Consider the following 19204-nt stretch of genomic DNA (forward strand, 5'->3'; position numbering starts at 1 on the left):
GCCCTCCATGCCGTGAGCATGCCCTTCATCGGTCTCTCCTCTTCCTCCGGGTGCGGCTGTCGTCCGCCGGGGCCATTGCCCCGAGACAGGGGCAGCCGCGCTGAAGTGGATTCCGGGCGGATGCCGGACGTCCGTCCACCGGGCAGGCCCGTCTCACGGCCCGCCGTCGCGCCTGCACTGTTTTCTGAACCGCGTCATGTCCCGGTACGTGGAACCGGAGACGGGCGGGGGGGAAGCCACCCTGCCAGGCGGTGTCGCCTGGGCCGGCGCACCGCCACCCTGGCGGGCAGAAGCGCCGACGCCAGGGAGCTGTCGCAGGACAGTAGGCATGCGGAATACCTCCGTCAATAGTTCCCCCAAGATTGCCGCCAACGGATCGGCTCGCCGCCCGGCTGAGGTTGTTACCCGGCGCGTGTCGTACGGCTCAGGGCGCAGAACGAAATGCGATCGAAGCGCTTCGACGTCCTCACCAGCTCGGACGGGCCGCCAACGGGCCAGTAGAAGCCACTCTTGAGCCCGAGGCCCTTGTTTCCTACGAAACTTGTCCGTTACTTTTTGTCGCCTGAGGTGAAGCGCTTCGACAGCGCCGCCACAGGAAGGCCGTCGCCGAGCGCTGCCCCCACATCGACTCTGATGCTCCGTCAGAGCGCGACTCGACTTCTCCGTACCCGAGGAACCGTCATGACGACTCGCAGCATCACCGATCGCCTGGGTGGCCTGGCCTTCGGCGGGGACTACAACCCCGAGCAGTGGGACGAGCCGGTCTGGAAGGAGGACGACGAACTCATGAGCCGGGCCAGGGTCAACCTGGCCACGGTGGGCGTCTTCTCGTGGGCCCTGCTCGAACCGGAGGAAGGGCGCTACGACTTCACCTGGCTCGACGCCCACATCGACCGCCTGCACGCGAACGGCGTGGCCGTCGACCTGGCCACCCCGACCGCCTCCCCGCCCCCGTGGTTCACCCTGGCCCACCCCGACGCGCTGCCGGTCCGGGCCGACGGCACCCGCCTCGTCCACGGCAGCCGCGACACCTATTGCCTCGCCTCCCCCGCCTACCGCAGCGCGGCCCGCCGGATCGCCTCCGCGCTCGCCGAGCGGTACGGCGACCACCCCGCCCTCGCGCTGTGGCACGTGCACAACGAGTACGGCACGCTCTGCTGGTGCGACCACGCGGCCGCCGCGTTCCGGGTGTGGCTGCGAGCCCGCCACGGCTCGCTGGACGCCCTCAACGAAGCCTGGGGAACGGCCTTTTGGAGCCAGCGCTACACCTCCTGGGAGCAGGTGCTGCCGCCGCGCGCGACCCAGTACCACAAGAACCCCGGCCAGACGCTGGACTTCCACCGCTTCTGGGGCGACGAGATCATCTCCGCGTACCGCGAACAGCGCGACGCGATCCGCGCGCACAGCGACCGCCCGGTGACGACGAACCTGATGCTGCCCTACTACCTGAGGCTCAACCTGTGGGCCTTCGCCCGTGAACTCGACGTCGTCACCTCCGACCAGTACCCGTCCGAGCCGGGCCTGGACGCCTGCGCCCACGTCGCCTTCTACGCCGACCGCTCCCGCTCCTTGGCCGGAGGCCGTCCGTGGCTGCTGATGGAACAGGGCACCAGCACCCTCTACGACGGCGACCAGGTGCTCGGCAAGGAGCCCGGCGAGATCCTGCGCCACAGCCTCGGCCACATCGCGCGCGGTTCGGAGGGGGCCCTCTTCTTCCAGTGGCGCCAGTCCCGGGCCGGTGCCGAGACCTGGCACTCGGCGATGCTTCCGCACGCGGGGCCCGACAGCCGCATCTTCCGCGAGGTCACCCGCACCGGCGAGGCGGTCGCGCGGCTCGGGGAGCTGGCGGGATCCACGGTCACCGCGCAGGTCGCCGTACTCGACGACCCGGACGCCATGTGGGCACTGGAGGTGGACGGCCTGCCCTCCGCCCGGCTCGACTACCACGCGCCGCTCGCCGGGGCACACCGGGCGCTGTGGGACGCGGGCGTCACGGCCGACTTCGCCCATCCGGAGCACGAATTGAGCGGCTACCGGCTGGTCATCGCCCCGTCCTTGTTCCTGCTGTCCGACAAGGGCGCCGAGAACCTGCGCCGTTACGTCGAGGGCGGCGGCACGCTCCTCGTCCAGCACGCGAGCGGATTCGTCGACGACCGCATGCACGCCCGGCTGGGCGGCTATCCGGCGGGCCCGCTGCGCGAGGCACTGGGCATCCGCGTCGAGGAGCACCGGCCGCTGCGGACGGATGAACGCATCGCCCTGTCGGACGGGTCGCACGGCACGCTCTGGAGCGAGTCCCTGCGCACGGAGGGCGCGGAGGCGCTCGCCGCCTACACCCACGGCATGCTCACGGGCAGCCCGGCCCTGACCCGGCACCGCTCCGGCAGCGGACAGGGCTGGTACCTCTCCACCCGCCTGGACGACGCGGACTACGCGGCCCTGGTCGGCCGCCTGCTGAAGGAGGCCGGTGTCGAGCCGGAGGCGCCGGGCCTGCCGGCCGGTGTCGAAGCCGTCACCCGGCACGCACCCGACGGCCGCCGCTGGCAGGTCCTGCTCAACCACACCTCCGAAACCGTGCCCCTGCCGGAACCGGCGCACGACCTGCTCACCGATGCCCTCGTGCACGAGCTGCCGCCCGGCGGTTGCGCGGTTCTGCGCGGGCACTGACCTCGATGGGGGCCACGATGACCAAGGAACCAGAGACCTTCCACTGGGGGCACGAGGCCCTCCACCTCGAGATCGCCCTCGATGAGCACGGCAGCCCGCGCCTGACGCACCTCGGACCACCCGGCGAAGCGCGGGACATCCCCGGTGCATCGCTGCCCCTGGTGGAGGTGACGGCCACGGGTCACGGCCGCGGCTGGTCGGGCGACCGCCTGATCGGGACCGATCTCGGCGGCCGTCTGCGCCACCGGAGCCACCGCGCGACCCGCGACGGGGACTGGCACACACTGACCGTGCACCTGCACGATCCGGAAACCGGGCTGGCCGCGGAGGTGACCTACCGGTCACCGGACGGCATCCCCGTGCTCCGCAGCGAGATGACCCTGCGCAACGAAGGGCGGGCCGCGCTGCACCTGGAGTCGGTCAGCTCGCTCGCGGTGGGCTGCCTGACCCCGCAGGATCCGGCGGCCGTCGATGACGCGGACCTGCTGTGGGCGGAGAACGACTGGCTCGCCGAATGCCGCTGGCGGCGACAGCCGATGCGCCTGACCACGCCGGCCCACGGCGGACGGGTGACCAACGGGCACGGCAGAGCCGGCTTCGCCCTCAACGGACAGGGCACCTGGTCCAGTTGCGGCCGCCTGCCCATGGGCGGCCTGACGGACCGGCGTACCGGCCGCACGTGGGTGTGGCAGATCGAGCACAACGGCGGGGGCTGGCGCTGGGAGTGCGCGGAGCACGACCGGGCGGCCTACGCGGCCCTGTTCGGACCCACCGACACCCAGCACGGCTGGCGGCACTCCCTCGAACCCGGCACCGCCTTCCGCACCGTCCCCGCCGCCCTGTCCTTCAGCGCCGACGGAGGACCCGACGCCGCGTTCGCCGCGCTGACCCGCTACCGCCGCGCCCAACGCCGCCCACACGCCGACCACCAGCGCCTGCCCGTCATCTTCAACGACTACATGAACTGCCTGATGGGCGACCCCACGACCGGGAAGCTGCTGCCGCTCGTCGACGCGGCGGCCGACGCGGGCGCGGAGTACTTCGTGATCGACGCCGGCTGGTACGACGACGACAACGGCGGCTGGTGGACCACCGTCGGCGCCTGGGAGCCCGCCGCCTCCCGGTTCCCCGGGACGCGCGGGATCCACGAGGTGCTGGACCGCATCCGGGAGCGCGGCATGGTTCCCGGGCTGTGGCTGGAGCCGGAGGTGATCGGCGTACGCAGCCCCGTGGCCAAGTCCCTGCCCGACGGGGCGTTCTTCCGCCGCGACGGCGCCCGAGTCACGGAGGCCGGCCGGCACCACCTGGACCTGCGCCATCCGGACGCCCGCGCCCACCTGGACCAGGTCGTGGACCGCCTCGTCGGCGAGTGGGGCGTCGGATACCTCAAACTCGACCACAACATCGACCCCGGCTCCGGCACCAGCGCCCACCCCGGCGAGACCCCGGGCGCCGGCCTGCTCGGCCACAACCGGGCGCACCTCGACTGGCTCGACGGCGTCCTCGACCGGTACCCGCACCTGGTACTGGAGAACTGTGCCTCCGGCGGCATGCGCTGGGACGACGCCATGCTCTCCCGGATGCAGCTGCAGTCCACCAGCGACCAGCAGAACCTCGCCCGCTACGCGCCCATCGCGGCTTCCGCGCCCACCGCCGTCACCCCCGAACAGGGTGCCGTCTGGGCGTACCCCCAGCCGGAGGACTCCCCCGACGAGGTGGCCTTCACCATGGCCAGCGCACTCCTCGGCCGGATCCACCTCTCCGGCCGCCTGACCGAACTCGAACCGGAAGCCCGCGCCCTGGTCCATGAGGCGGTGGCGGTGTACAAGGCCATCCGCGCCGACCTGCCGCACGCCGTGCCGTCCTGGCCACTGGGCCTTCCCGCCTGGGACGACCCCTGGATCGCCCTGGCCCTGCACACTCCCGCCGCCACCTACCTCACCGCCTGGCGCCGCCCCGGAACCGACGCCACGGCGATGCTGCGCCTGCCGCACCTGCGGAACACCGCCGCCCACGTCGACCTGCTCTACCCCTCGGCGAGCCGGGCCGTTTCCGACTGGATGCCCGACACGGCCGAGCTGAGGCTGACCCTGCCCACCGCGCCCTCCGCCGTCCTGCTGCGCATCACCCCCGCGGACCGCGGCAGTTCCTGAACCACCCCACGCCCGCATCACGCATCACGCATCACGCATCACGCATCGACGAGAGGACCCATCGGGTGCCCCCACCGCACCGGCCGGACGGACGCTCCGCCAACCCCGTGATCCCCGGCTTCCACCCCGATCCCAGCATCTGCCGGGTCGGTGACGACTACTACCTGGCCTGCTCCAGCTTCGAGTACTTCCCCGGCGTTCCCCTCTTCCACAGCCGTGACCTGGTGCACTGGACGCAGATCGGCAACGCCCTGGACCGGCCGGAGCAATTGCGTCTGTCGGACGCGTGGTCCTCCGGCGGGATCTACGCCCCCACCCTGCGCCACCACAACGACCGCTTCTGGTTGATCGTCACCAACTGCAGCGAGGGCGGCGGCAACCTGATCGTCACGGCCACCGACCCCGCCGGACCGTGGTCGGACCCCATCCGGGCGCCGGGTGTCCCCGGCATCGATCCCGACCTGGTCTGGGACGAGGACGGCACCTGCTGGTGCACGGTCGCCGGGGGCTCGCAGGTCCGTCTCGACCCGTCCACCGGGCGGACGTACGGTATCCCGCGCCAGCTCTGGTCCGGCGGGCCCGGCGCCAAGGCCCCGGAGGCGCCGCACCTGTACCGGATCGGCGACTACTGGTACCTGCTCATCGCCGAGGGCGGCACCGAACGCGGCCACGCCGTGTCGATCGCCCGCGGTCGTACGCCCGCCGGCCCGTTCGAGCCGTGCCCGGCCAACCCGGTCCTCACCCACCGCGGCACCGACCACCCCGTCCAGAACACCGGGCACGCCGATCTGGTCCAAGGCCCCGACGGATCCTGGTGGATGGTGCTGCTCGGCGTACGGCCCGGTGGCGGAACTCCGGGCTGGCACGTACTCGGCCGGGAGACCTTCCTGACCCCCGTGACCTGGGTGGACGACTGGCCGGTCGTCGGCGAGGTCTCCCTGGAGCTGCCGGAGCTCCCGTGGCCGCTCTTCCCCGGCCCCGTCGAGGAGCAGCGGGACGACTTCGACCTCGCCGAGCTGCGCCCCTCCTGGATCTCCCTGCGCGACCGGTCCGCCGAACACTGCACCACCAAGGAGCGCCCCGGCTGGCTGACGCTGCGCGCGCGGGGCGGCTCCCTGGACGAACCCGACGCGGTGTTCACCGGCCGGCGCCAGCAGCACCTCGCGTGCCGGGCACGGACCCTGACCGACCCCTCGCAAGGGCGCGGCGGCCTCGCCGTCCGCCTCGACGAGCAGCACCATTACGCGATCGAGGCGTCCGGCTCGGAGGTACGGGTCGTCGCGCGCGTCGGCCCCCTGAGCACGGTCGTGGCCGCACGCTCCGTGCCCGCCGGGCCGGTGGTCCTCGCCGTCACGATCGCACAGCCGGCGCCGCACGGACCGTGCACCGGCCCCGACCTCGTCCGACTCGGCGTCGAGCAGCCCGACGGCACGTTCACCGAGCTCGCGGCCCTCGACGGCCGCTACCTGTCGACCGAGGTCGCCGGCGGCTTCACCGGCCGCGTCATCGGCATGTACGCCGCTCAAGGCAGCGTCCACTTCGACTGGTTCGAGTACGAGCCCCTCGACGGCTGAACCAGGCCCCCACCCGTACGACCGACCGAAAGGCACGAGACATGAAGGACATACGGCGCCGCGCGCAGCACCGCGGCCGCGGCCCGGGCCGCCTGGCCGCCCTGCTGCTGACGCTGGTCGTCATGCTGGGGCTGAGCGCCGGCACCGCGCTGGCCGGGCCCGACGACCATCGCAAGCCGTCGCGGCCGGTGGTCCGGGTTCCGGACAACCCCATGGACGCCGTCGCGCGGATGCAGCCCAGCTGGAACCTGGGCAACACCCTGGACGCCATCCCGGACGAGGGGTCCTGGGGCAACGGACAGACCACCAAGGCGACGTTCGACACCATAGCCGGCCAGGGGTTTCGCAGCGTCCGCATCCCGGTGACCTGGACCGACCACCAATCCGCCACCGCGCCGTACACGATCGACGCCGCCTACATGGCCCGGGTCAAGCAGATCGTCGACTGGGCGCTGGCCGACGGCCTGTACGTGGTGCTCAACGTCCACCACGACTCGTGGATGTGGGTCGAGAAGATCACGAGCGACCACGACAAGGTGATGGCCCGGTTCAACTCCACCTGGTCCCAGATCTCCACGACCTTCCGTGACGCGCCGCGCACCCTGATCTTCGAGGGCATCAACGAGCCGAGCTTCGCCAACGCCACGGACGCGCAGAAGGCCTCCTACCTGAAGGAGCTGCAGACCTCGTTCCACTCCGTGGTCCGCGCTTCGGGCGGCGCGAACGCGAACCGCATGTTGTCGCTGACCACGCCGGGCGGCAGCGGTGACCAGGTCCACCTGGACAACCTGTACACCACGATCACCTCACTGAAGGACCGTCAGCTCATCGCGCAGGTGCACTTCTACAGCTGGTACCCGTTCAGCGTGAACGTGGCGGGCGGCACCCTGTACGACGACGTCGCGCAGAAGCACCTGGAGGATTCCTTCGCCGCCATGCACCGCACCTTCGTCGCCAGGGGCATCCCGCTCTATCTCGGCGAGTACGGTCTGCTGGGCTATCCCGATCAGTTCCACCCCTCCCGCATCGAGCGGGGCGAGGCGCTGAAGTACTACGAGCACGTGGGCTACGGGGCCCGCAAGTACGGCTTCACCACCGCCCTGTGGGACGCGTTCGGCTACCTGAACCGCGACACCCTCCAGTGGCGTGACCCGGCCCTGTTCGCCGCGATCAAGTCGAGCTGGACCACCCGCTCGGGCACGGCATCCTTCGACAAGGTCTTCGTCCCGAAGTCCGGCCCGGTCACGGACAAGTCGCTCACCCTGAACCTCAACGGCACCTTCTTCCGGGGACTGTGGCAGGGCGACACCAGGCTGGTCGCCGGACGGGATTACACCGTCACCGGCAACCAGCTGACCTTCACCGCCAAGGCGCTCACCCGCCTGGTCGGCAACCGCGCCTACGGCGTCAACTCGACGCTCCAGGCCCGGTTCACCAGTGGGCTGCCCTGGAACATCGACATCGTCACCAACGACGCTCCGTCGGTGGCGGCCGCCACCGGCACCACGGACTCGTTCGCCGTCCCCACCCAGTACCGGGGCAACGACCTGGCGACCATGCACGCCACCTACGCCGACGGCACCAACGCCGGCCCGATCGACTGGAACCCCTACCAGGAGTTCAACAAGGCGTTCTCGCCCGACTACCCGAACGGCACGATCATCCTGACCCCCGAGTTCCTGAGCGCGCTCCACGACGGACAGCCGGCGACGCTGGTCTTCCACTTCTACAGCGGCGCCACCGCCACCTACCACGTCACCAAGTCCGCAAGCGCGGTCACCGGCACGGTCTCCTGACGCGCCACGCCCCCGCCCGCGCCCCGGCCGCCCGCGCCCCCGGGCGGCCGGGGCACCCCCACCCGGATCGTCGAAGCGCTTCGACTCAGGGTTGGACACGCGTCCATGCTGGAGCTAGGGTCGGCGTGCGGAACACCACGTATATGGTATGACGCGGACTGTCGAAGCGTTTCACAAGGCTGGGAGAGCTAGATGGTAACCCTCGTCGAGGTCGCCCAGCACGCCGGAGTGTCGGCGAGCACGGTGAGCTATGTCCTCAGCGGCAAGCGGTCCATCTCCGCGACCACCCGACTGCGGGTCGAACAGAGCATCCGCGAGCTGGGGTACCACCCGAACGCCGGTGCGCGTGCCCTGGCCAGCAGCAGGTCGAACATCATCGCGCTGATGGTTCCGCTGCGCACCGACATGTACGTGCCGGTGATGATGGAGATCGCCATCGCGGTCGCCACGACGGCCCGGACCCACGGGTACGACGTGCTGCTGCTGACCGGCGAGGAGGGGCCCGACGCCGTCCGCCGCGTCACCGGCAGTGGGCTCGCCGACGCGATGATCCTGATGGACGTCGAACTCGACGACGAGCGGCTGCCGCTGCTGCGCGGCACCGACCTGCCGTCCGTACTGATCGGGCTGCCCGCCGACACCTCGGGGCTGACCTGCGTCGACCTCGACTTCAAGGCCACCGGCGCGTTGTGCGTCGAGCACCTGGCGACGCTCGGCCACCGCGACATCGCCGTCATCGGCGAGGCCCCCGCGGTCTACGAACGGCACACCGGCTTCGCCGAGCGCACTCTCGACGGACTCCGCTCCCAGGCCCGGGAGTTGGGCATGAGGATGTTGCACCGGCCGTGCGGGGGCGGCTACGACGCGATGGCCGTCACCCTCGCCCGCATCCTCGACGAGCGCCCGGGCACCTCCGGGTTCGTCGTACAGAACGAGCAGGCGGTCGAGCCGCTGCTCGCCCTGCTGCGCCGCCAGGGCCGCGCCGTGCCCGAGGACGTGTCGGTGGTCGCGATCTGCCCGGACCAGGTGGCCGTCCAGGCCTCGGTGCGGCTGACGTCGGTCTCCATCCCCGCACAGGAGATGGGCCGGCACGCGGTCGACCGTCTGGTCGCCAAGCTCGACGGCCGCGGAACCGATGAAGTCGTGCTCATCGCCCCCGAGTTGACGGTACGGGAGAGTACCGGAGCCGCGCCCTCCCCCGCCTCCTGACCCGACACGCCTGCGGGGCCGAAACGCCTGCGGGCCGAGGCCGGTCCGCGCCCGGGAAGGCGCGGACCGGCCTCGGCCCTGAAGTCTCGGGTCAGCCTCCGCTGACGGTCAGGTTGTTGGTGGTGAAGTTGAGGCCACCGGACGACGAGGTGATCTCATAGCCGAACTGGACGTCGCCGATGGTCTCGCTGCCGGGCATCCAGCCCTTGGTGTGCGCGATCCAGTTGAGGATCGGCTTGACGTCCACGGTTCCGGAGTTGGAGTCGGACGTCCGCAGGAACGAGAACACCTGGTTCGACCCGTTGGTGCCCTTGTAGACGTTCCAGTTGTGTCCGCCGAGCGAGACGGTGGCCTGCCAGGTGCCGATCGGGCCGACGGCCCCGTTGTAGTTGACCCAGAGCATGATCTCGTACCGGTGGCCGGTGTCCCAGATGTCGTACGAGGTGTTGTAGGCGCCGGACGACGGGACGCTGACGTTGTAGCTGCTGGTGAGCCAGCCGAGGGAGTCGATCGTCTTGTTGATCGCCTTCGTCGAGTTGGGGTAGGACTTGATGCCGCCGGTATTGGGGTGGTTCGCCCAGACACCCCAGCCGGTCCCGGAGTTGGCCCAGATGCACTGGCTTCCGGTACCGGAGCCCCAGACGTTGTTGTAGAGCTTGTAGCCGTTCAGGCTGGTGCTGCCCCATTGGTCGCAGGAGTTCCACACTGCTGCCGAAGCGGGGGCGGAGGCCAGCCCGACGGTGGCTCCGAGAGCCATCGCCGGCGCCAGCACCGTCATGGCGATCTTGCGCATCGCATTTTTGACCATGGTGTCCCTTCCATGGGTGGGGGGAAATTGCGGGAGTGCTACTGCGCCCCCTGGCGGGGGACGCGATCCTCTCCGGCGACGCGATCGATCGGGTGGGCGCCACCGGAAGAAGTCATGGCTTCGACGACCGGAGCACCGCCACGCCGCGGCGGCCGAGGGTCACCCGGTCGGTCACGGCCGTCCCGGTCAGGAGGTCGTGGTGGGTGCCGGGCACCTCGACGGTCACCGGCTCGCGGCCGTGGTTGAGCACGAACAGCGCCTCGCCCCGGCGGACGGCCTCGACCTGCTCGGGGAGGCCTTCGAGCACCGGCCGGACGCCCGCGGCGGAGGCGATCCCGGCCAGCAGGTCGCGCAGCGCCTCCGGCTCCGGGAGCGTGGAGAGGTACCAGGCCCGGCCCTTGCGCAGGACCGCGGGCAGTCCGTCCAGTTCACCGCCCTTGTACGCCGCGGTCTCCTCGGCGGTGCCGTCGGCCTCCAGCTCCTCGGACCACAGGGACGCCCTGAAGCCCTCGCAGGTGACGCTCTCCCCCGCGTCCAGCGGCCACCACTCGTGCAGGGTGCGGATGCCGAACAGCTCGCGCAGCCGGTAATCCATGCCGCCGGCGCGGACCCGGTCGTCCTGGTCGGCGACGCCGGTCTGGAAGCCGCAGACGAGGGTGCCACCCCGGCGGACGTGGGCGAGGAGATTGTCGATCGCCGCGTCGGTGAGCGCGTACAGCTGCGGCACGACGACCACGGCGTACGGCGTCAGGTCGTGCTCGGGGTGGGCGAAGTCCGTGGTGAAGTGCGCCTGCCACAGCGCCCGGTGCCAGGCGCGCAGGATGTCCGGGTAGTCCACCAGCTTGGACGGTCGGCCGTCCTGGGCTCCGGCCCACCAGGCGTTCCAGTCGTGCAGGACCGCGATGTCCGCGGTGACGTTCCGGCCGCTCACCCCGGAGGCGATCCGCTCCAGATCCGCTCCGAGCTGCTTGACCTCCTGGAAGGTACGGCCATGTTCCCCGGCATGGCTGACCATGCCGGAGTGGAACTTCTCCGCGCCCTGGCGGGACTGGCGCCACTGGAAGTAGCAGACGGCGTCGGCGCCCCGGGCCACGGCCTGGAGGGACCAGAGCCGGCCCAGTCCCCGGGGCTTGGGGTGGTTCACGCCCCGCCAGTTGACGGGCCCGGCGGCCTGCTCCATGAGCATCCACGGCCCGCGCGCCTGGGAGCGGGTCATGTCCTGGACGAGGGCGCCGCTCTGGGCACCCAGCGGGTCGCGCGGATCCGGGTAGATGTCGACGGAGACCACGTCCTCCTCCTGCGCCCAGCGCCAGGCGTCCTGGCCCACCCACAGCGGCATGAAGTTGCTGGTCACCGGCAGGTGCGGGGTGTGGCTGCGGACGATGTCCCGCTCGGCGGCGTAGCACTCCAGGAGCATGTCGGAGGTGAAGCGCCGGAAGTCCAGCACTTGGGTGGGGTTGCGCATGTAGTGGGGCAGGCGGGGCGGCAGGATGCCGTCCCAGGTGTCGTAGCCCTGACTCCAGAAGGCGGTGCCCCAGGTCTCGTTGAGGGCTTCGAGGGTTCCGTGCTTCTCGCGGAGCCAGCGGCGGAAGGCCGCCGCGGCCTCGTCGCCGTAGTCGAAGGTGCAGTACTCGTTGTTGATGTGCCACATCGTCAGCGCCGGGTGGCCGCCGTAGCGGGCGGCGAGGTCCTCGGTGATGGCGGCGGCGTAGCGCCGGTAGGTGGCACTGGAGTGCGAGAAGTGCTGGCGGCCGCCCCACCACTCGGTGCGGCCGTCCTCGGTGACGGGCAGGGTGTCCGGGTGGAGCCGGCCCAGCCAGGGCGGTGGCGAGGAGGTCGGGGTGGCGAGGACGACGCCGATGCCGTTCTCGTGCATCAGGTCCATCAGCGTGTCCAGTCGGCCGAACTCCCGGGCGCCGGGCGCCGGTTCCAGCGTCGACCAGGAGAAGACGCCGAGGGTGACGGAGTTGACCCCGGCCGCCTTCATCAGCCGCACGTCCTCGTGCCAGGTCTCCTCGGGCCACTGCTCCGGGTTGTAGTCGCCGCCGAAGAGCAGACGGCCTCGTGTCGCATCGCTCAGGTCGGGCATCGGAGGGGCTCCTCGTAGTGCGGGCGGCAGCGGTCGGTGGCGAGGCGGACCGGAGGGGGCGGCTTCAGCCCTTGACTGCGCCGGTGAGCATGCCCTTCTTGAAGTGCCGCTGGACGAAGGGGGAGGCGATCGCGACGGGGATCAGCGCGAGGACCATGACGGCCATCTGCAGTCCCAGCGAGGAGAGTTGTCCGGTGCGGACCGCCTGCTGGAGGCCGGTCGGCGCTTCGGTGTGCTTCTGGACCAGTTGGATGAGCACGTTCTGCAGCGGCATCATCTCCTGGTCGGAGAGGTAGATGGAGGCGTTGAACCAGGAACTCCAGTAGCCGACCGCGTAGAACAGCGAGATGACGGCCAGCACGGCGCGCGACAGCGGCATGATGATGGTCAGCAGGATGCGCAGGTCGCCGGCCCCGTCGATGCGGGCAGACTCGGTGAGTTCGGGTGAGATCCCCATGAAGAAGGCCCGCAGGACCAGGATGTTGAAGACACTGACCGCGCTCGGCAGGACCAGCGACAGATAGGTGTCGGTGAGCCCCAGCGACTGCACCAGGAGATACGTCGGGATGAGGCCGGCCCCGAAGAACATGGTCGCCATCATGGTCATCAGGAAGAACCGATGGCCCAGACTCCCCGGCCGCGACAGGCCGTAGGCCGCCAGCACCGACACCGTCATCGAGAACAGCGTGCCGAAGAGCGTGACACCGGCCGAGACCATGATCGCCCGGCTGACCTGGCCACCGCCGAGCAGTTCGGTGTAGTTGACGAAGGTGATGCCCCGGGGGATCACGACGAGGCCGCCGACCCGGTCGATCACGGGTTTGGGAGAGAGGCTGGTGACGATCACGATCCACAGCGGAGCGAGCACCCCCAGGCAGCAGAGAAGGAGGAAGCCGCTCTTGGCGGCGAGTCCCGCCTTGCTCGGCGACTCCTCCCACACGGGGCGGGCGGGGGCCTTGAGGCTGCGGACGAGCTGTGTGTTGAGGCTCATTTCTTGTACACCCCCTGCTCGCCCAGCAGGTGCGCGAACTTGTTCGCGCCCAGGACGAGGCAGATTCCGATGAGCCCCTTGGCCAGGCCGACCGCGGCCGCGTAGCTGAAGTCGCCGTTCTGGATGCCCATGTTCCACACGTACGTGTCGAGAACCTCGCTGGCCCCCGCGCCGACCGCGTCCCGCTGGAGCAGGAACTGCTCGAATCCGACGCTCAGCGCGTCGCCCACCCTGAGGACGAGCAGCAGCGCGATCACCGGGCGCAGCGCTGGCAGCGTCACGTGCCACATGCGGCGCCAGCGCCCCGCGCCGTCCATGGCGGCGGCCTCGTACAGGTCGGTGCTGACGGCGGACAGGGCCGCGAGGAAGACGATGATCCCCCAGCCGGCGTCCTTCCACACGGACTGCGCGGTGACCAGGTACTTGAAGAGGTCCGCGTTGGTCATCAGGTCGAAGCCGCTCCACCCGTGCTGCTCCAGGGTCTGGGCGATGACGCCCGCGCCGCCGAAGAGCTGCTGGAACACGGTGACGACGAGGACCCACGAGAAGAAGTGCGGCAGATACATGATCGCCTGCGCCACGGCCCGCACCCGGGGCCGGATCACGCTGTTGATGAGCAGCGCGAGGGCGATGGGGACCGGGAAGAACAGCACCAGTTGGAGCGCGAACAGGAGGAGGGTGTTCTTGGTGGCGCTCCAGAACAGCGGGTCCTCGAACATCCGCGAGAACTGCTCGAAGCCGACCCAGGGACTGTGGAAGATCGCCGTGATGCCGTTGCTGGAGACGTACGGGTCGTAGTCCTGGAAGGCGACGATGTTGCCGAGCAGCGGGAGGTAGTTGAAGAGCAACAGCAGCAGGATGACGGGCACCGTCATCAGGATGAGCGCACGGTCACGGCGCAGCCGGATCCGGAACGCGACCGTGCCGCCCTTGCTCTTCCCGCCCGGCGCCCGCACCTTCGTCCCCGCGGTGGCGGCCCCGGCCTTCGTCCCCGCGGTGGCGAGCGCGACCGGCGTCGGCTTCTCGACGGCCGCGGGGGAACAAGTCCCGTCGGGCCTGCTCCCGGCCGTGAGGGACATCAGTTGCCGCTGCCGTTCTCGTCGAGGAGCTTCTTGTACCAGTCGCGCAGCTCGTCGCCGCCGGAGGACCTCCAGGTGGAGATGGCGGCCTGCACGTCGGAGAGCTTCTTGTTGCCCCGCACGTAGTCGATCTGCAGTTGCTCGTGCTGGCTGGCGAGGTTGGCGTAGCGGGTCGGCTCGACGATGGTCATGCCGTATATGGACGTTTTTTTCATGAAGGCCCCCATCCGCTGCTGCCACTCGACCTGCTTGCGGGCGACCTCGGGGAAGTCGGGGTGGGCGTAGTAGGGAGCCGGGGCCGCCAGCATCGTCCAGGCGTTGATCAGCTCGGAGTTACCCTGGTCGGTCTTGACGGGGACGCCGTCCCTGACCGTGTAGTGGGTGCCCTCGACGCCGTAGTCGACGAGCATCCGCTCCTTGGTGCCGTAGGGAGCGGCCGAGAAGTTGGCCGCGGCCAGCGCGTTCTCCACGGTCTCCTTCGAGGCGTCCTTGCTGATCAGCGACCAGATGATGGCGGGCGAGGACGCCCACAGCGTCGGGTTGCCGCCGGCGGCGCCGAAGATGTCCATGGCGTCGATCTGGAAGCCCGGGTTGGCCTGGGCCTGTTCGGCCGTCTTCTGGTACCAGGCGGACATGTCGCCGTTGAAGACCAGGATCTCTCCGGCGGTGAAGCGCTGTCCCGAGTCGCCGGAGCGCGCGATGTCATCGGGATGGACCACACCGGCGTCGAACAGCTTGCGGGTCCACTCCAGGGCCTCGAGGTATTCGGGCCGCTCGATGGCGTACCTCAGCTTGCCGTCGTCGTCGATGTTCCATTTGGGACAGGCGCCGAAGATGCTCCCCGAGAGCCAGCTCATGTCACCGCAGGCCCACACCTTGGCCTTGGCGCTGGTGGCGTCCTTGGCCCAGCTGAGGAACTCGTCGGCCGACTTGGGTACGGACCAGCCCTTCTTGTCGAAGAGGTCCTTGCGGTAGAACGGCACGATGAAGTTCGCGGAGGCGGCGGGCATCGGGATACCGCGCAGCGCGCCGCCGAAGATGCCCATGCGCCAGGCGTCGGACGGAATCGCGGCCAGGTTCGGGTACTTCTTGACCTTGTCGCCCGCCAGGTGGGGGCCGAGGTCCATGAACTTCGCGGTGACCGCGTTCGCGATCTTGCCGACCAGGTGCCAGTTGGCCACGACCACCATGTCGGGTACGGAGCTGGAGGCGAGGACGGCGCCGAGCTTCTCGCCGTAGGTGTTGCCGTCCTGATTCTGCCAGGTGACCTTGGTGCCAGCCGCCGCGTCGACCGCCTCGTAGTACGCGCACCCGGCCTTCGGCGGGGTGCCCCAGAGCGGGGACATGATCTTGAGGGGAACGCCGGTGCCGAGCTTGGCCGGGACCGAGGCGGCGAGGGCCGCGAGGTCGACCTTGGCGATGTAACCGTCCGACGAACCGTTCTTCGAAGGAAGGTCCGGCTTGGCGACCGTGCTGGCGACGTACGTCGGGAGCAGCTTGTCGGCGCCCTTGCCCGCCGTGGTCCCGTTGGGCGTCCCGCTGCCCGAGCCGCCGCAGGCGGTGAGCAGCGGCATTCCCCCGGCCACCGCCGCGGTGGCGACCGCCGTGGAGGCGAGGAAGCTTCTCCGGCTCGGTCCGGAGGAGGCGGCATTCGGCGTCATTGCGTCAACCCTTCATGGCGCACCTGGTCACCCGGCGGTGGGGCCGTCGGCTGCGGTGTCGTGACTGGAACTGACTCAGCTGAAGCGGACATCCGACCACTGCGACGCGCATTACAGTCGAAGCGCTTCGATGTTGCAGTGAGGTTAAGTGAACACCCAGGGGCGCACAAGGGTGGCTTCCAAGATTCCCCCGCGGCCGGAAAGAGACTCTTCGCATGCGCTGCTTGAGGCAAGGGCATGGATCCCTTGACGCCCACCCTGATGCCTGACGAGCATCGAAGCGCTTCGAAAGCACCTGCCGCTCCACCTCAAGGGGATCCCGCGTGTCCGCACATACGCCACACACACCACCACCTTTCCGCGACCCGACGCTTCCTTTCGCGAAGCGCATCGACGACCTCCTGTCGCGGCTCGCGCTCGACGAGAAGATCGGATTCCTGCACCAGTTCGCGCCCGCCGTGGAGCGGCTCGGCGTCGCCGCGTTCCGCACCGGTCAGGAGGCCCTGCACGGCGTCGCCTGGATGGGCCCGGCCACCGTCTTCCCGCAGGCGGTGGGCCTGGGCACGACCTGGAACACGGATCTCGTACGACGGGTCGGCGAGGCGGTCTCCAAGGAGGTCCGCGCGATGCGCACCCGCGACGACCGCGTGGGGCTGAACGTCTGGGCCCCGACCGTGAACCTGCTGCGCCACCCCCTGTGGGGCCGTAACGAGGAGGGCTACTCGGAGGACCCGAAGCTCACCTCGGCCATCGCCACCGCCTACACGCGCGGGCTGCGCGGCGAGCACCCGGCGTACTGGCGCACCGCGCCCGTCCTCAAGCACTGGCTGGCCCACAACAACGAGACGGGCCGCGACGTCACCTCCTCCTCGGTCCGCCCGCGCGTCCTGCACGAATACGACCTGCGCGCCTTCCGCGAGACGGTCGAGGCGGGCGCCGTGGCCGGAGTGATGCCGGCGTACAACCTGGTCAACGGCCGCCCGAACCACGTGTCGCCGTATCTGCGCGAGCATCTGCGCACCTGGACAGACGAGGAGCTGCTGGTCTGCTCGGACGCGGGCGCGCCCTCCAACCTGGTCGACTCCGAGCACTACTTCGACACCCACGAGGAAGCGACGGCCGCCGCGCTGCTGGCCGGCGTCGACAGCTTCACCGACCACGGCACCGACAGTTCGCAGATCACCGCACGGATCCGCGGCGCACTCGCGCAGGGCCTGCTGACCGAGCCGGACATCGACGTGGCGGTCCGCCGCCAGCTCTCGGTCCGCTTCCGCCTCGGCGAGTTCGACCCGGAACACGACCCCCACGCGCTCACCGCGGACTTCGACACCCCGGCCCACCGGGCCCTCGCCCAGGAGGCGGCCGAGCAGGCCGTCGTGCTGCTCAAGAACAGCGGTGGCCTGCTGCCGCTCGCGTCCGGCACCCGGATCGCGGTGGTCGGCCCGCTCGCCGACGAGTGCAAGCTCGACTGGTACAGCGGCACGCTCCTGCACCGCTCCACGCCGCTGGCAGGCCTGTACGAGCGGTTCGGCCCGGAAGAGGTGCGGTTCGCGGAGGGCGCGGACCGGATCCTGCTGAAGACCTCGGCCGGAACCTTCCTGCACGTACCCGAGGCGGTCGCCGACGACGAGGTGCGCGGCGCCGCGGGCGCCCTCGACCCGGCCCTGCTCGCGGGCCGGACGGACCTGCCCCCGCTCACCACCGGCGCGACCGGCACCGAGCTCTCCCTCGTCGACTGGGGCGAGGGCGCGGCGACCCTGCGCGCCCCCGACGGCCGCTACCTCTCCGTCGCCGAGGACGGCCGTGTCCGGGCCTCCGCCGACCAGCCCGGAGGGTGGGTCGTCCAGGAGACGTTCCGCCTGGAACCGCACGGGAACGGGCACCTCCTCCGGCACGTCGCTACGGGCCTCCCCGTCTCTGTCGCCGCCGACGGCCTGAAGGTTGCCGCCGGGAGCGGGGAGATCTTCGAGGTCGTCTTCGTCGAGAGGGGCGAGGACGCGGTGCACCGGGCCGCTTCGCAGGCGGACGTGGTCCTGGTGGTCGCGGGCAACGATCCGCACATCAACGGACGCGAGACCGAAGACCGTACGACCCTGGCCCTGCCCGCCCACCAGGAGCGACTCCTGCGCGCGGCCCGCGCGGCCAACCCGAACACGGTGCTGGCTCTGGTGTCGGCGTACCCGTACGCGGTCGATCACGCCGAGGTGCCGGCGCTGCTGTGGACGGCCCACGGCGGCCAGGCGGCCGGCAGCGCCCTGGCCCGGATCCTGGCCGGCGACGTCTCCCCCGCCGGCCGCCTCCCGCAGACCTGGTACGCCGACGACCGCGACCTGCCCGACCTCCTCGAATACGACGTGATCGGCGGCCGTCAGACGTACCTCTACTTCGAGGGCACGCCCCTCTTCCCCTTCGGCCACGGCCTGTCGTACGCGTCCTTCTCCTACGAAGGCCTCACGACCCGCGTCGAGGACGGGACGATGCACGTGTCCTTCACGGTCGCCAACACCGGTGACGTCACCGCGGACGAGGTCGCCCAGCTCTACACCCGGGCCGTGGACCCCTCGCTGCCACGGCCCCGCAGGGAACTGGCCGCGCACCGGCGGGTGACGCTCGCGCCCGGCGAGGTAACGGAGGTCGCCTTCAGCCTGCCGATGTCGGCCTTCGCGTTCTGGGACGTGGCGCAGGGGCGTCAGCGGGTGGCACCGGGTCCCTACGAGATCCTCGTAGGGGCGTCCAGCGAGGACATCCGCCTCACCCGGACCGTCGAGCTCGACGGCGAGCCGTCCCTCCCCCGGCCGGTCATGGCGGCCGGCCTGGACGCGGTGGACTTCGACGACCAGAGCGGCACCGAGATCGTGGACCGTACGAAGACCTCGGGTGACTCCGTCGCCCCTGTGGCCGGCCGGAGTGCGGGCGAGCTGGTGTTCCGTGACTGTGATTTCACGAAGGGGGCTGCCGGGATCACGGTGGAGGCCGCGGGTGAGGGCACGGTCGAACTCTCACTGGGTGACGGTCCGGTGCTGGCCGTGCTCGCGCTGTCCCCGGGCACGGCCGGTCCGTACGACTACGCCACCGTGAGCGCCCCCGTCGGCGTGGCGGCCGGTGTGCACGAAGTGCGCCTCGGACTGCGCGGCACGGTGCGGCTCGCGCGCGTCACCTTCTCCGTCTGAGGCGGGG

Annotated in this window: 11 protein-coding genes; 6 read left to right on the plus strand and 5 right to left on the minus strand. The window is 70.5% G+C overall.

From position 1 onward, the window contains the following. Positions 1 to 681 precede the first annotated feature (681 nt). The 5 genes from OHU74_RS01325 (at position 682) to OHU74_RS01345 (ending at position 9399) form a co-directional block, all read left to right on the plus strand. Positions 682 to 2667, plus strand: coding sequence for a beta-galactosidase (locus tag OHU74_RS01325; protein ID WP_371614134.1), 1986 nt, complete (start codon positions 682 to 684; stop codon positions 2665 to 2667). Between the two features lie 17 nt (positions 2668 to 2684). Beyond that, positions 2685 to 4820 (plus strand): alpha-galactosidase, encoded by a 2136-nt coding sequence (locus OHU74_RS01330; RefSeq protein ID WP_371614135.1) that lies wholly within the window; start codon positions 2685 to 2687, stop codon positions 4818 to 4820. A gap of 65 nt (positions 4821 to 4885) precedes the next feature. Further along, entirely contained in the window at positions 4886 to 6394 is a 1509-nt protein-coding gene (locus OHU74_RS01335) for a glycoside hydrolase family 43 protein (protein ID WP_371614136.1), read from the plus strand. A gap of 41 nt (positions 6395 to 6435) precedes the next feature. After that, positions 6436 to 8190, plus strand: coding sequence for a cellulase family glycosylhydrolase (locus OHU74_RS01340; RefSeq protein WP_371614137.1), 1755 nt, complete (start codon positions 6436 to 6438; stop codon positions 8188 to 8190). Positions 8191 to 8382: 192 nt separating this feature from the next. After that, positions 8383 to 9399 (plus strand): LacI family DNA-binding transcriptional regulator, encoded by a 1017-nt coding sequence (locus tag OHU74_RS01345; protein ID WP_371614138.1) that lies wholly within the window; start codon positions 8383 to 8385, stop codon positions 9397 to 9399. Positions 9400 to 9490: 91 nt separating this feature from the next. Here OHU74_RS01345 and OHU74_RS01350 read toward each other — a convergent pair whose 3' ends face one another. From OHU74_RS01350 to OHU74_RS01370, 5 genes are all read right to left on the minus strand, one after another. Next, positions 9491 to 10207: a hypothetical protein gene (locus tag OHU74_RS01350; RefSeq protein WP_371614139.1), complete on the minus strand. Its 717-nt coding sequence runs from the start codon at positions 10205 to 10207 to the stop codon at positions 9491 to 9493. Positions 10208 to 10319: 112 nt separating this feature from the next. After that, positions 10320 to 12296, minus strand: coding sequence for a beta-galactosidase (locus OHU74_RS01355; RefSeq protein WP_371614140.1), 1977 nt, complete (start codon positions 12294 to 12296; stop codon positions 10320 to 10322). A gap of 64 nt (positions 12297 to 12360) precedes the next feature. Then, the gene (locus OHU74_RS01360) at positions 12361 to 13287 is read right to left on the minus strand and encodes a carbohydrate ABC transporter permease (RefSeq protein ID WP_371614141.1); all 927 of its coding nucleotides are present in this window, start codon (positions 13285 to 13287) and stop codon (positions 12361 to 12363) included. Further along, entirely contained in the window at positions 13284 to 14366 is a 1083-nt protein-coding gene (locus tag OHU74_RS01365; RefSeq protein ID WP_371614142.1) for an ABC transporter permease, read from the minus strand. The genes OHU74_RS01360 and OHU74_RS01365 overlap by 4 nt, the downstream gene beginning before the upstream one ends. Next, a complete protein-coding gene (locus OHU74_RS01370; protein WP_371614143.1) occupies positions 14366 to 16027 on the minus strand; it encodes an extracellular solute-binding protein in 1662 nt (553 codons plus the stop codon). Before OHU74_RS01370 ends, OHU74_RS01365 begins: the two co-directional genes overlap by 1 nt. A gap of 323 nt (positions 16028 to 16350) precedes the next feature. Here OHU74_RS01370 and OHU74_RS01375 point away from each other — a divergent pair, with 323 nt between their 5' ends. Next, positions 16351 to 19197 (plus strand): glycoside hydrolase family 3 C-terminal domain-containing protein, encoded by a 2847-nt coding sequence (locus tag OHU74_RS01375; RefSeq protein WP_371614144.1) that lies wholly within the window; start codon positions 16351 to 16353, stop codon positions 19195 to 19197. The last annotated feature ends 7 nt before the right edge of the window (positions 19198 to 19204 follow it).

Source organism: Streptomyces sp. NBC_00454, from assembly GCF_041434015.1.
Taxonomy (GTDB): domain Bacteria; phylum Actinomycetota; class Actinomycetes; order Streptomycetales; family Streptomycetaceae; genus Streptomyces.

Coding starts and splice junctions, on each gene's coding strand:
- OHU74_RS01330 (WP_371614135.1), top strand. CDS start 2,685: ATGACCAAGGAACCAGAGACCTTCCACTGGGGGCACGAGGCCCTCCAC.
- OHU74_RS01370 (WP_371614143.1), bottom strand. CDS start 16,027: ATGACGCCGAATGCCGCCTCCTCCGGACCGAGCCGGAGAAGCTTCCTC.
- OHU74_RS01360 (WP_371614141.1), bottom strand. CDS start 13,287: ATGAGCCTCAACACACAGCTCGTCCGCAGCCTCAAGGCCCCCGCCCGC.
- OHU74_RS01365 (WP_371614142.1), bottom strand. CDS start 14,366: ATGTCCCTCACGGCCGGGAGCAGGCCCGACGGGACTTGTTCCCCCGCG.
- OHU74_RS01350 (WP_371614139.1), bottom strand. CDS start 10,207: ATGGTCAAAAATGCGATGCGCAAGATCGCCATGACGGTGCTGGCGCCG.
- OHU74_RS01345 (WP_371614138.1), top strand. CDS start 8,383: ATGGTAACCCTCGTCGAGGTCGCCCAGCACGCCGGAGTGTCGGCGAGC.
- OHU74_RS01340 (WP_371614137.1), top strand. CDS start 6,436: ATGAAGGACATACGGCGCCGCGCGCAGCACCGCGGCCGCGGCCCGGGC.
- OHU74_RS01325 (WP_371614134.1), top strand. CDS start 682: ATGACGACTCGCAGCATCACCGATCGCCTGGGTGGCCTGGCCTTCGGC.
- OHU74_RS01355 (WP_371614140.1), bottom strand. CDS start 12,296: ATGCCCGACCTGAGCGATGCGACACGAGGCCGTCTGCTCTTCGGCGGC.